The 12,764-nt window shown below is 64.2% G+C and carries 11 protein-coding genes; 1 reads left to right on the top strand and 10 read right to left on the bottom strand.

The features are described from left to right. Positions 1–117: 117 nt before the first annotated feature. Genes P9220_RS24470 through P9220_RS24460 form a run of 3 tightly spaced genes read right to left on the bottom strand, consistent with a single transcriptional unit; the run spans position 118 to position 4,067 of the window. Positions 118–2,178 (bottom strand): ATP-binding protein, encoded by a 2,061-nt coding sequence (locus P9220_RS24470; RefSeq protein ID WP_309768419.1) that lies wholly within the window; start codon positions 2,176–2,178, stop codon positions 118–120. A 31-nt stretch (positions 2,179–2,209) separates the two neighbouring features. Then, positions 2,210–3,715: an ATPase domain-containing protein gene (locus P9220_RS24465; RefSeq protein ID WP_309768418.1), complete on the bottom strand. Its 1,506-nt coding sequence runs from the start codon at positions 3,713–3,715 to the stop codon at positions 2,210–2,212. Further along, the gene (locus tag P9220_RS24460) at positions 3,705–4,067 is read right to left on the bottom strand and encodes a HigA family addiction module antitoxin (protein WP_309768416.1); all 363 of its coding nucleotides are present in this window, start codon (positions 4,065–4,067) and stop codon (positions 3,705–3,707) included. Before P9220_RS24460 ends, P9220_RS24465 begins: the two co-directional genes overlap by 11 nt. A 110-nt stretch (positions 4,068–4,177) precedes the next feature. Here P9220_RS24460 and P9220_RS24455 point away from each other — a divergent pair, with 110 nt between their 5' ends. Further along, the gene (locus P9220_RS24455) at positions 4,178–4,330 is read left to right on the top strand and encodes a hypothetical protein (RefSeq protein ID WP_309768415.1); all 153 of its coding nucleotides are present in this window, start codon (positions 4,178–4,180) and stop codon (positions 4,328–4,330) included. Positions 4,331–4,525: 195 nt separating this feature from the next. Here the strand turns inward: P9220_RS24455 and P9220_RS24450 are convergent, their stop codons facing one another. From P9220_RS24450 to P9220_RS24420, 7 genes are read right to left on the bottom strand one after another with little or no spacing between them, the layout of a single operon-like run. Continuing rightward, complete coding sequence (locus P9220_RS24450; RefSeq protein WP_309768413.1) at positions 4,526–6,328, bottom strand: acyl-CoA dehydrogenase; 1,803 nt, start codon at positions 6,326–6,328, stop codon at positions 4,526–4,528. Between the two features lie 42 nt (positions 6,329–6,370). After that, positions 6,371–7,219: a poly(3-hydroxyalkanoate) depolymerase gene (phaZ, locus tag P9220_RS24445; protein WP_309768412.1), complete on the bottom strand. Its 849-nt coding sequence runs from the start codon at positions 7,217–7,219 to the stop codon at positions 6,371–6,373. 20 nt (positions 7,220–7,239) lie between these two features. Beyond that, entirely contained in the window at positions 7,240–8,919 is a 1,680-nt protein-coding gene (locus P9220_RS24440) for an alpha/beta fold hydrolase (protein ID WP_309768411.1), read from the bottom strand. A 13-nt stretch (positions 8,920–8,932) separates the two neighbouring features. Continuing rightward, positions 8,933–9,403, bottom strand: coding sequence for a MaoC family dehydratase (locus P9220_RS24435; RefSeq protein WP_309768409.1), 471 nt, complete (start codon positions 9,401–9,403; stop codon positions 8,933–8,935). Beyond that, entirely contained in the window at positions 9,400–11,100 is a 1,701-nt protein-coding gene (locus P9220_RS24430) for a fatty acid--CoA ligase (protein WP_404989575.1), read from the bottom strand. Before P9220_RS24430 ends, P9220_RS24435 begins: the two co-directional genes overlap by 4 nt. Before the next feature lie 11 nt (positions 11,101–11,111). After that, on the bottom strand, positions 11,112–11,474 hold the full coding sequence (locus tag P9220_RS24425; RefSeq protein ID WP_309768922.1) for a BON domain-containing protein: 363 nt from the start codon (positions 11,472–11,474) through the stop codon (positions 11,112–11,114). Between the two features lie 21 nt (positions 11,475–11,495). Further along, positions 11,496–12,620, bottom strand: a complete 1,125-nt coding sequence (locus tag P9220_RS24420; protein WP_309768408.1) for a porin — start codon at positions 12,618–12,620, stop codon at positions 11,496–11,498. Positions 12,621–12,764: the final 144 nt, after the last annotated feature.

Raw genomic sequence — 12,764 nt, 5'->3', positions numbered from 1 at the left:
AGAGGACAACGGATGCAAAGCGTCTCGAAACGGGATATCCGGCGTCAGAACGCAGCGGGCAGCGTTGCAGCGAACGCGCGCGCTGGCTGGCGGTTCGATCCCCGGCGCTCTTGCGCGTCAGGCTTCTCCCGTGCCGCCTCTTCCCGCGCGAGCTGCCCATGAGTTATCGACCGCGTTTTTTATCTCTTGCAGAAGCCGGCTTTGCTGATAGGGCTTGCGCAGCCTCGGCAGATCGACTCCGGCGCCCTCGGGCAACTCCGCGTAGCCGGTCGCGAGGATAACGGGCATTACGGGCCTGAGCGCCCGCGCCGCAGTGGCCAGTTCGACGCCTGTCATCCTGGGCATCGAGAAATCGGTGAGCAGGACGTCGACCTTGCGGCCGCTGCGCAGGACTTCGAGCGCCGCGTCTCCCGAGGCGGCCTCGATCACGTCTTGTCCGAGATCCTGCAGAAGATACGAGGTGCTGGACAGAATGAGCGGGTCATCATCGACGACGAGGATGGTCGCCCGCAGCTCGCGTGCATCGGCGGAATGCTCGTCCTTCGATTCGTCGGCGGCCCGCTCCTCGACCGGCGGACGGCTCGTGACCGGCAGCCACAGCGATGCGCGGGTCCCCTTTCCGAACGTGCTGTCCAGACGAAGCGCCCCTTGCAGCTGACGCGCCAAACCGTGAATCATCGAAAGGCCGAGCCCCGTTCCCTTCCCCACCTCCTTGGTGGTGAAGAAAGGTTCTGTCGCTTTGGCGAGCGTGGCGGCATCCATGCCGGTGCCCGTGTCGCGCACCGTTACCCGCACGTAGTCGCCGGCACTCAGGTCGCTATCGCCCGAAGAATGCGCGGTATCGACGCTGATCGTGATTGCGCCCCCCTCGGGCATCGCATCGCGCGCATTGACCACCAGGTTCAGTATCGCCAGTTCGACCTGATTCATGTCGACGCGGGTGAACGGTACGTCTTCGGGCGTATCGATCGACAGTTCGATGGTCGAACCAATCGACCTTTCCAGCAAGTCCGCCATGCCGTGAACCAGCGCGGGCATCTGGACAGGCTCCACCTTGAGGACCTGCTGTCGCGCGAACGCCAGCAGCCGCTGAGTGAGCGCTGCACCCCGTTGCGCGCCTTTCAGCGCGCCATCGACCAGTCGGCCCGACCGCTCCTCCGGCGGCAGTTCCTTCCGCACGAGTTCGAGGTTCGCCATGATCGCCATCAGAAGATTGTTGAAGTCGTGAGCGATGCCGCCTGTCAACTGGCCGATCATTTCCAGCTTCTGGACTTGTCGTAACAACTTCTCCGTGTGCTCGCGCTGCCGGATTTCCTCGAGGACCGTTCGATGCGCATCTTCCAGTTGCGCCGTGCGCTCGAGCACCTTGACTTCGAGGGATTCGTTCACGCGGCGCAACTGATCTTCCGACGTCTTGCGCAACGTGACGTCCGAGCACACGCCCACGAGCCGGGCCATCTGGGTGTCGCGCACGACGCGCGCCCTGACATCGACCCAGTGCACTGTTCCGTTCGGCCAGATGTTGCGATACTCGATCGCGTAGTCGCAGCCGGTTTCCGTGCTGAGGGAGACCGCTGCCTGCACCCGGCCCCTGTCCTCGGGATGGACGCTCGCAAGCAGGTCTTCATAGGTGAAGCTGTCGCTCTCGAGGCGGCCGAACGTCGCCTTGCAAGTCGCCGATGCCGTCAGCGCGCGGGTAGCGAGGTCCAGGCTCCATGAGCCGAGTTGTCCGGCGGTGAGCGCGATGCGCAGATGCGCTTCGCCTTCATGCAGTTCCCGCATTCGAGCCCGTGCCTCGAACTGGCGATTGCGGCCTCGCACCGCTGTTTCGACCACGCTCACGAACGTCGTCGGGTGAAACGGACGCTCGATGAACGTGACGTTGCCGAGCGCGCCGGTCAGCCGTTCGGCCATCGGCCTTCGATCGGGGCCGCTGCGCCGGGTCAGCACGACGAATGGAAGGTCCGACCACGGCGGCTGCGACGACACCCATCCGGTTAGCGCGGCGAGGTTCGCCCCGTTCAGCGCTTCGTCGGCAACGACCACGCAGCAGACGTCATCGCTCAACCTGTCGCCCAGTTGCGCCAGGTCCTTGCAACCCTCCGCATCGATCCCGGCCGCCTTCAGAAGCGCCGTTGCCACGACGCCGTCGCGCCCCGACGGGGTCAGGAGCAGCACGGGACATCGATCTGTTTCGGCCATGCGGTCGTCAGCCCTTGTTCGTGGTCTTCGGTGTGAGCAGAGGCGCCGACTTTCCAACGAAGGTCGGTACGCCGCGCAGCACGCCCTGGAAATCGTCCAGCGGTTCCCCGAGCGTGAGCCCTTCCGAACTGATGCGAAACTCGCGGATCGACTCCTCGTGAGCCCCGGTGCGCTTCTTGATGACCGACACCGCGCGTCGAACGCGACCGAGCGCTTCGAAATAGCGAAGGATGACCGTGTCCGCAAGATAGGTGACGTCGACGGGCGCTTTCATGTCGCCGACGAGGCCGTGCTGCGCGACAGTCAGAAACGTATTCGCGCCCTGGCGGTTCAGATACTGCAACAACTCGTGCACGTGCAGCACGAGCGCGTTTTCTTCCGGCATCGCCGCCTGATAGCCGTTGAGGCTATCGACAACAACCGTCTTGGCGCGCGCATGGTCGACGCTCGTCCGCACGCGATGAGCGAACTCTCCCGGAGACAACTCTGCCGCGTCCACTTGTTCGACGTGCAGGCTGCCGGCGTCTCTCATCGCTTCAAGGTCGATGCCCATCAGGCGCACGCGGTCGAACAACAGTCCGAGTTCTTCATCGAACACGAAGAGCGCCGCCTTCTCGCCCCGCCGCACGGCCGCCGCGACGAACTGGATGGCGAAGAGACTCTTGCCTGTCCCTGCAGGACCGAGAATGAGCGTGCTCGATCCTTGTTCGACGCCGCCGCCGAGCAGCGCGTCCAGTTCGGTGACGTCGCTCGTGATCTGCGTCCGCGCGAAGCTCGTACGGTGCTCGCCGGCCACGAGCCGCGGGAACACCGAAACGCCGCCGCGCCTGATCGTGAAGTCGTGATAGCCGCCGCGAAACTGCTGGCCGCGGTATTTGAGCACCCTCAGACGCCGCCGCTCCGCGCCGTATTGCGGCGATAGTTCCTCGAGCTTGATGACGCCATGAGCCACGCTATGGACCGTCTTGTCCGCCGCCTCCGACGTGAGATCGTCCAGCATCAGCACGGTAGCGTCGCGCCCCGCGAAGTAATGCTTGAATGCGAGGATCTGCCGGCGGTAGCGCAGGGAGCTTTGCGCGAGCAAGCGAATCTCCGAGAGGCTGTCGATGACCACTCGCTTCGGCCTGACGCGCTCGAACTCGCCGAGAATCAGCCGCGTCGTCTCGCCCAACTCGAGGTCGGAGGAATAGAGCAGCGTTTGCTGGTGATCCGCGTCGAGGAGGCTCTCCGACGGGCTGACTTCGAAGATGTTGATCTGCGGCCCGAGCCGCCACCCGTGTGACAACGCGCCGTCGCGCAACTCCGTTGTCGTCTCAGACAGCGTGATGTACAGACATTGTTCACCCAGCTCCGCGCCAGCCTGCAGAAAACTGAGCGCAATGGTCGTCTTGCCCGTGCCGGGGCTTCCTTCCAGCAGGAACAAGTTGCCCGTGCTCAGGCCGCCGACGAGAATGTCATCGAGTCCCGGGACGCCCGTTCGGGCGTATTGGGGCATTACGGTGCTATCGTCCATCTGTTGCTCCAAGCTGCTTCATCGCAACGCGGGAAAGCTTGTGGTTTGGGATCCGGGTCAACGCCTGCTGCAGTGAAGCACGAGCGTCGTGGATTTCATGTGCGGATTGCAGCCGCAGCCAGTACATGGCCGATACGCCGCAGAAGGCTTCGAGCCGCAACGCCATCTCCGGTGTGATGATTGCGCTGCCGTCGAAGATTCGGTGCAGAGTTTGACGAGCCACTCCGAGATCCCGAGCCGCCTGGCTGACGGACACGCCCAGATGCGGCAGCACGAAGTTCCTTAGAAGCTCCCCAGGATGGCGTGCCTCGGCTTCGTGCCGAGTGATGTGGGGACTAGCCGCAGAAGTCATATCAGGTGTAACGCACCGCGTGACAAGTGCCGAGCATATCATGAAGCCGGGCAAGCGGCGTGGCGCTCCGCTTGCGGGAGCGGCACGATTTTTTTATGTTATGGGCGAGCGTGGAGACCATATGCTTCCACTGCCCGCAGCAAGCGCGTTGCCCGACAGGCGCCGATGGCCTCGTGCTCGTCGGCGCCGATCATCGACTCGAAGTCATCGAAGTGACGCGTCAATACGACCAGCCTCACGTGCTCAAATGGTCGGTGAATTAACGCAGTATCTGCATTGCGTGGGCGTGTCGAACATCGAGGCGGCTTGTCGGCTCGCGCGGCGCATCGCCGAATCCGGGCATCGGCGGATAGCGATGTGCGGCGGGTCCGCGTTCGGCAACGAGCGTGCGCCCGCCGCCGTCAGGGAAGCCGGTTCGACCTCACCCGAATCAATCGCGGAAGCGCCGTTCACATGCCTCAGAACGCTTCCTCGCTCAACCGAAACACGGCATCGTCCCCACGCGCGGAAACGATGGCCGTCTCCAGTCCACGAGCCTGCGTCAGCACGAACTCCGCGAAGCAATGCGCAGTCGCGATCTTCGCCCCGTAGAACTGCGGGTCTTCGCCCCGCTTCTGCTGCGCGACGATCAAGGCCCGCGCCATCTGCCACCCCGACAGCACGATTCCCGCCAGCTTCAGATACGACGCACCGCCGCCATACACCGCTCGCGGATCGCGCTTGCCCGCTTCGAGCACATAAGCGACGACATTCGCAAGCGCGTCGCGACCGTCCGCGAGACGCCGGTGCATCGCTTCGAAAACCCGCGCGGCGTCGCCGGCATCGACCGACCGCAACGTAGCAAGCGTCTCGTCGATCCCGGCAAGCAGCGCCTGCGCGGCCGAACCAGCGTCGCGCATCGTCTTGCGTCCGATCAAGTCGTTCGCCTGAATCGCCGTGGTGCCTTCATAGATCGACAGAATCCGCGCATCGCGATAAAACTGCGCCGCTCCCGTTTCCTCGATGAACCCCATCCCGCCGTGGACCTGCACGCCGAGGCTCGTGACATCGATCGCCATTTCCGTGCTCCAGCCCTTGACGACCGGCACGAGGAACTCATGAATCGCCAGATGGCGGGCGCGCGCCGCCGCATCGTCGTGATGATGGGCGATATCCGCGTGCGCCGCCGCGACATAGGCGAGCGCACGCGCGCCTTCGGTGATGGCGCGCATCGTGCCGAGCATCCGGCGCACATCGGGATGATCGATGATCGCGACAGCCCGCGCGCCGGAGCCGTCGACAGGACGCCCCTGCACGCGTTCCTTCGCGTACGCGACGGCCTTCTGATACGCCGCATCCGACAACGCGACGCCCTGCAGCCCCACGCCGAAGCGCGCCGCGTTCATCATGACGAACATATACTCGAGGCCGCGATTCTCCTCGCCCACGAGATATCCGATGGCGCCGCCCCTGTCGCCATACTGAAGCACGGCCGTCGGGCTCGCCTTGATGCCCAGCTTGTGTTCGATCGATACGCAATGCACGTCGTTGCGCGCGCCGAGGCTGCCGTCGTCGTTCACGAGAAACTTCGGCACGACGAAGAGCGAGATGCCCTTCACGCCCTCGGGCGCATCCGGCGTGCGGGCCAGCACGAGATGGACGATGTTCTCCGCCATATCGTGCTCGCCCCACGTGATGAAAATCTTGGTGCCGAACACACGAAACGTTCCGTCATCCTGACGTTCCGCGCGCGCGCGCACGAGCGACAAATCCGATCCCGCCTGCGGCTCCGTCAGATTCATCGTGCCGGTCCACGCGCCTTCGATCAGCTTCGGCAGATAGCGCGCCTTCAGGTCGTCCGAGCCCGCGATCAGCAGCGCCTCGATCGCGCCATCGGTCAGCAGCGGACACAGCGCGAACGAAAGATTCGCCGCGTTCAGCATCTCGATGCACGGCGACGCGATCAGCTTCGCGAGCCCCTGTCCGCCGAACCCGGTCGGATGACTGATGCCCTGCCACCCGCCTTCCGCGTACTGGCGGTAAGCATCGCCGAAACCGGGCGTGGCCTTCACGTGGCCGTCATGCCATGTGGACGGCTGCCGGTCGCCCTGCACGTTCAGCGGGCCGATCACTTCGGCGGCGAGCTTCGCGCCTTCTTCGAGGATCGCGCTGGCGGTATCGAGATTGGAATCGTCGAGACCGGGAAGCCGGCTCACGCTCGCCATGTCCGCCAGGTCCTCGATCACGAACATCATGTCTTTGACGGGAGGGGTGTAGCTCATCGTTGTCTCCGTGTTCGCAGCGCGCATCGCGCCGCACTTGCATTATTCAAACGTTGATTCGTTGCAGGACTGACGTCTTTCTATCGGCTCGCCGTGCAAGAACTCGCGCACGAGCGGCCCGATCTCGGCCGTCCTCGTGATGAGGAACAGATGCCCGTCCTCGATGACATGAAGCGTCGCGCGCCGTATGCGGCTTGCAATGAGCCTCGCATTGACGAGCGGAACGATAGGATCGTCGTCGCCGTGCATGACGAGCGTCGGCTGACGTAAAGCGCCGAGCCAGAACAGGCTGCTCCATCCGCACGTCGCCAGGAGTTGATAGACATAGCCGCGCCCCCCCGGCGCCTGTATGTGCCGCCCATGCTCGTCGAGCAGGGACGGATCGCGCCGGTACGCGCCGCCGTAAATCTCCGCGCCGACCTCGCGCAGATAGTCCGCGTCGCGATAGCGCCGCGCCCCGACCAGCTTCGACAGCACCGACAGGCGACCCGGCACCATGATGACGCCCGGCGACGTCGCGGCCAGCACCAGCCGGCGGCATCGATACGGATACAGATACGCGAACTGCTGCGCGAGCGCCCCGCCCCACGACACGCCGAGCGCATCGACGGGGCCGTCGTAGCCGAGTGTCGAGAGCAGCTTGTCGGTCAGCATGGCGAGCGTCGAAAAGCGATACGGCATGAGCGGCGCCGGCGATCCGCCCACGCCGGGGATATCGAAGATCACGACTTCGACATCGCCGAGCGCATCGGCGAATGGGCGGATCAGTTCGAGATTCGCGCCGATGCCGTTGAACACCACGAGCGGCGGCGACGCATCGCTGCCGCGCCAGATGCCGACGCGAAGCCGTTGGCCATCGATATCGACGGTCCGTATGTCCATCTTGCGCATGAGGTCGTCCGTATCGTGGATCACGCTTCGAGAACGTAGCGGCCCGGCGCATCGTCCAGTCGCCGATGCCTTCTGCTGCCGAGCGTCTTCGGCGTCGCGCGGCGTTCGCCCGAACGTTCCGCGAGCCACGCGCGCCAGTCGGTCCACCACGAGTCCGCTTCTGCGGTCGCGCCCGCGAGCCATGTGTCGGCGTCGTCGGGCAGCGCGTCGTGATGGAAGTACTTGGCCTTCGCGTTGCCGGGCGGATTGATCAGGCTTTGAATATGACCGCTCGAACTGAGCACATAGCGCGTGTTGCCGCCGAATGCGCGAGCCGTGTCGTACACGCCCTTCCACGGCGTGATGTGATCCGTCATGCCGGCCATCACGTAGGTATCGCACGTAACCGCGGACAGATCGACCGGTGTGCCGAGCACGGTCAACGCACCCGGCTTCGTCAACAGGCCCTGCGTGAAGATATCGAGCAACTGGCCGTGCAGCTTCGCCGGCAGACGCGTCGTGTCGTTGTTCCAGTAGAGAATGTCGAACGCAGGTGGCGCTTCGCCCAGCAGATAGTTGTTGATCCAGAAGTTCCACACGAGATCGTTCGGGCGCATCCACGCAAAGACGCGGCCCATGTCGTCGCCCGACAGCACGCCCTTCGCATGGCTGCTCCGCTTGGCCAGTTCGACAGCCTCGGGCGTCGTGAAGAGCCCGAGCTGCGACGGCGATGCGTTGTCGAGCACCGCGACCATCAGCGTCGCCGCGTGAACCGACGTGTCTTTCCGGCTTGCGAGATGGCCGAGCAGCGCCGAGATGGTCATCGCGCCGGAGCACGCGCCGTGCAGGTTCACGTCCGCTTGCCCGGTGATCTCGCGCACCGCGCCGATGGCTTCGAGGAGCGCGGCGACATACGTATCCATGTCCCAATCGCGATGTGCTGCACCCGGATTGCGCCAGCTCACCGCGAACACCTGGAACTCGTTGCCGACCAGATATTCGACGATGCTCTTCTTCTCGGCGAGATCGAAGATATAGAACTTGTTGATCTGCGGCGGCACGATCAGTTGCGCCCGCGCGTGGACTTTCGCCGTGGTCGGCTCGTATTGAATGAGTTCGAGCACCTCGTTGCGAAACACGACGGCGCCACGCGACGTGGCGAGATTCTTGCCGACCGTGAATGCGCGCTTGTCGACCTGCGACGGCATGCCCTTGTTGCCGAGCGCATCGTCCAGCATGTTTTTCAGGCCCGCGACGGCACTCGCGCCGTTCGATGCCACGAGCTTTCTCATCGCGGCGGGGTTGCCCGCGAGCGTGTTCGTCGGGGCGAGCGCGTCCGTCACGAGCGACACGACGAACTGCGCGCGCGCCTTGCTCGCTTCATCGAGCGCGGACCGTTCGACGAAGCCTGCCAGCGCATCGCGCCACGCGAGATAGCCATGCATCGCCGTGCGATAGACCGTCTGCTCGCGCCATGCGGCATCGGCGAAGCGTTTGTCGCCGGGCTGCGGCGCGGACGTGCCGTTGCCCATCGCCGCCGATGCGAGATCGCGAATCAGCGCCGCGGTCTGTCCGGCCAGCAGCGCCGGATGAACCATCGCCTGCGCGCCGACCTGCCGGGCCGCCGCGAGCATATCGACAGGCCGCAGCCCGACGAAGGGATTCGGTCCCGGCATGCCGTCGGTTGCGCGCGCGATGATGTCGTCGTTCATAGTCGTCATGTTCGATACTCCCTCAGCCGACGATCATCACGAGCGTGCGCGCAACGAGTGCGGGCTTGTGCTCGCCTTCGATCTGCAATTCGTTGTCGGTATGCATGATGAGGCGGCCATCGCCCTTTCTTTCGACGGACGCCAGCACGACGCGGCTTCGCACGCGCGCTCCGGATTTCACGGGCGTCATGAAGCGCACCTTGTCGACGCCGTAATTCAGCGCAGCCGATGCATCCGGCGGGATAACGCCGATCTCGATGGCGAGCGCCGCGAGCAGCGAAAGCGTCAGATAGCCGTGCGCAATGGTGCCGCCGAACGGACTCTCGCGCTTCGCACGTTCTTCGTTGAGATGAATCCACTGCGTATCGCCGGTGCATTGCGCGAAGGCGTCGATGCGCGCCTGATCGACGCTCACCCATTCCGACACACCCACTTCCTGACCGACGAAGTCTTCGATCGTCGCGAAGCTATAGGCACTCGTGGCCGTACTCATGCTCGTGCCTCCTGTTGCAGCGATTGCGCGAACTGTTCGCGCAGGCGCTTCTTGTTCAGCTTGCCGACGCTCGTCTTGTGGAGCTGATCCACGATCTTCACGATCTGCGGCACCGCATACTTCGAGATTCGTCCCGTTTCGCTGAACGCGAGCACATGGTTGCGAATGTCGTCCGCCGAAGCTGCGGGCGTGACGTTGGACTTCAGCACCACGAGCGCCACCGGCCGTTCGCCCCACTTCTCGTCCCTGATGCCGATCACCGCGACTTCCGACACCGCCGGATACAGCGATATGAGGCTCTCGATTTCCAGCGACGACACCCACTCGCCGCCCGACTTGATCACGTCCTTGATGCGGTCCGTGATCTGCAAGTACCCGTTGGTGTCGATGCTTCCGATATCCTGCGTATGCAGATAGCCGCCCTCCCAGAGCGCAGCCGATGCTTCGGCGTTCTTCAGATACCCTTGCGTGAGCCACGGCGCCCGCACGACGATCTCGCCGCTCGCGCGACCGTCGTGCGCGACATCGGCTCCTTCTTCGTTCACGATGCGCAGATCGACGAGCGGCATCGGCAAGCCCGTCTTGCAGCGCAACGTCACCTGCTCATCGATGTCGAGCGACTCGCTTCCCGGCTGCAATTGCGCGAGACTGAGCAGCGGGCACGTCTCCGACATGCCATAGCCCGCGAAAATATCGATGCCCCGGTCGAGCGCCGCGCGCGCCAGCCCATGCGGCAGCGCGCCGCCGCCGATGATCACCTTCCATCGGCTGAGATCGACGCTCTGCGCGTCGCGGCAGCTGAGCAGCATGTGCAGGATGGTGCCCACGCAATGCGAGAACGTGACGCCTTCTTCGCGCACGAGTTCGATCAGACGCTCGGGCACGTAACGGCCCGGATAGACCTGCTTCACGCCGAGCATCGTCGCGATGTACGGCATGCCCCATGCGTGAACATGGAACATCGGCGTGATGGGCATGTACACGTCGCCACGATGAAAGCGTTGCCCGGACATCGGACTCGCGAGCGCGGCCATGCCGGTGATCGTGTGCAGCACGAGTTGCCGATGTGAGAAGTAGACGCCCTTCGGCAAGCCGGTCGTGCCGGTCGTATAGAAGGTCGTGGCGCGCGTGTTTTCGTCGAAATCCGGGAACTCGTATGAAGGCTCGCTTGCGGCGAGCATGGTTTCGTATTCGTCGGCGAACGCGATGGCGTGCGCTTGCGCTTCCTCGCGCTCGTCGTCGATCAGAATGACGGCCCGCACCGATTCGAGCTGGCCGCGTATCGATTCGATCACGGGCAGGAAGTCGCCATGCACGAGGAGGATGTGCGCGCCGGCATGGTTGATCGTATAGGCGATCTCGGCAGGCGAGAGACGCACGTTGACCGTCTGAAGGACCGCGCCCATCATCGGGATAGCGAAATAACATTCCAGATAGCGATGGCTGTCCCAGTCCATCACCGCGACCGTGCTGCCCATCGTCGCCCCGTGGCGCGCGAGGCCGTTCGCGAGCCGTGCGATGCGTTCCTGCATGCCGCGATAGGTGAGGCGCGTCGTGCCGCGATACACGATCTCCTGATCGGGCGCGTGAGCAAGCGGCGTGTGAAGGAGATGCTTGATGAGCAACGGGTACGCATACGCCGATGCAGCCGGTTCGAACATGTGCTGATTCATGTAGGTTTCCGTGATCTGTTGCATGGGACCGCCGCTCATTGCCCGAAAGGCCGTTTGACGGTCAGTTTGTTGGTGACCGACCTGACGCCTGGCACGTCCCTCGCCAGCTCCGCGGCCTTGCCGATGTGCGCCGCGTCACCGACGGTGCCGGTCAGCGTGATGACGCCATCGTTCGCGCGCACGCCGATATCGCCGGCGTCGATGGCCTTGTCTTTGGCGAAGGCCGCGTAGACGCTCCGTCGCAGCGCGCGGTTCTGCGCTCTCGTGGCGACGGGCGCGCTCGCGTTCGATGCAGCCGCCGGCGTGCCCGCCCCCGCCATTGCTTCGCTTACCTGAATGATCGCCCCCACTGCGAGAACGACGATCAGGGCCGCACATCGATAAGCATTCGGTTTCATTTTTCGCACGGATCGCTCCCTTCAGAAGTTATGGCGCACGCCGACCATGCCCGCCGTCGTCGATCTTCCCGGCGCCACCGGCTGTCCATAGACGATCGTCTGGTTCATCGTTCCGTGGTTGTCGACATAGCCGACTTGCGCATAGGTGAGCGTGCGCTTCGACAGACTGTATTCGGTGCCTACCGCGAACTCGCTCGAATGGTTCGTCGAGTTGTTGTTGTCCTTCAGGTAGTAGAAGCCCGAAGTGACCTTGAGCACCGGGCTGAACCGGTAGCCGAGCCCGGCCGAATAGAGGTCGTAATCCGCACGGCCGGTGTTCGCCGGATTCTTGCCCCGGCTCCACGAGCCGGAGACCGAGACATCGCGGAAGGTGTACATCGCGCCGAAGTAGACGAAGCGGTTGTTGTTCAGCCCGGTCGGCGCGACGCCGGGCAAGGGGCTCGTGTCGTGTCCGTTGTAATAGACCGCCGACAGGTTCAGCCCATAGTTCGAATACTTGAGGACGGCGGATTCGCGCGTGCCGCCCTTGAACTCGCCGGGCACGCCGCCCGGCGCGTATTCGAGCGCAACGGACGCGCCGTAGAACTTCGGCGACTCGTAGACGAGCGCGTTGCTGTCATACAGCGCGCCGATCGCGCCGTTCGTGCTCGTGCCGGTCCATCCGGCCGCCTGATTCATGCCGAGCCACGCGGTCAGAATGCTGCCGAAGTACTGCGCGCCGCGCACGTCGGTGTCGTACATCGCGTAGATCATCGGCACGATCTGGCGGCCCGCGTTGAAGGTGCCGAACGGTCCCGTCAGGCCGATCGTCGCGAACTGGTTGAATTGCGCCGATACCCCGGGCGTGTCGGAAAGCCCGAACCGGCCGGTGCCGGTATCGAACGTGCCCTGCAGCCTGAAGTTGAGCTTGTAGCCGCCACCCAGGTCTTCGCTGCCCTTGAGGCCCCAGAAGCTCGCGTAGATGCCGCCGTCCTTGTAGCGATACACCTTGCCGAGATTGGGTGCGTTCGGCGCGAAGGAAGCCGCGGCGGTGCTCTGATAAAGCAAGCCGGCATCGAGCACGCCGTAGAGCGTCACGGAGCCTTGCGCCCAGGCAGCGCCGGAACACGCCAGCAATGCGGCAAGGCATGGAATCTTTCGTTTCATCAGGTATCCATATCGTTTCTGGCTTGCACGAGCGCCGGGTGGCGGTCGCGGCGGAGCCGGTCAATCGCGCATCGGGGAACCGGACTGGGAGGTCGTCGCCGGATGGGTCGCTTCACGAGCACGTGAAGTCATGCAGCGAGAATA

It is taken from the genome of Caballeronia sp. LZ016, assembly GCF_031450805.1.
Classification (GTDB): Bacteria; Pseudomonadota; Gammaproteobacteria; order Burkholderiales; family Burkholderiaceae; genus Caballeronia.
The sequence above is the reverse complement of the archived record's forward strand: the minus strand, read 5'-3'. Positions and strand labels throughout refer to the sequence as shown.

Coding starts and splice junctions, on each gene's coding strand:
- P9220_RS24465 (WP_309768418.1), bottom strand. CDS start 3,715: ATGGACGATAGCACCGTAATGCCCCAATACGCCCGAACGGGCGTCCCG.
- P9220_RS24460 (WP_309768416.1), bottom strand. CDS start 4,067: ATGACTTCTGCGGCTAGTCCCCACATCACTCGGCACGAAGCCGAGGCA.
- P9220_RS24450 (WP_309768413.1), bottom strand. CDS start 6,328: ATGAGCTACACCCCTCCCGTCAAAGACATGATGTTCGTGATCGAGGAC.
- phaZ (WP_309768412.1), bottom strand. CDS start 7,219: ATGCGCAAGATGGACATACGGACCGTCGATATCGATGGCCAACGGCTT.
- P9220_RS24440 (WP_309768411.1), bottom strand. CDS start 8,919: ATGACGACTATGAACGACGACATCATCGCGCGCGCAACCGACGGCATG.
- P9220_RS24435 (WP_309768409.1), bottom strand. CDS start 9,403: ATGAGTACGGCCACGAGTGCCTATAGCTTCGCGACGATCGAAGACTTC.
- P9220_RS24430 (WP_404989575.1), bottom strand. CDS start 11,100: ATGCAACAGATCACGGAAACCTACATGAATCAGCACATGTTCGAACCG.
- P9220_RS24425 (WP_309768922.1), bottom strand. CDS start 11,474: ATGAAACCGAATGCTTATCGATGTGCGGCCCTGATCGTCGTTCTCGCA.
- P9220_RS24420 (WP_309768408.1), bottom strand. CDS start 12,620: ATGAAACGAAAGATTCCATGCCTTGCCGCATTGCTGGCGTGTTCCGGC.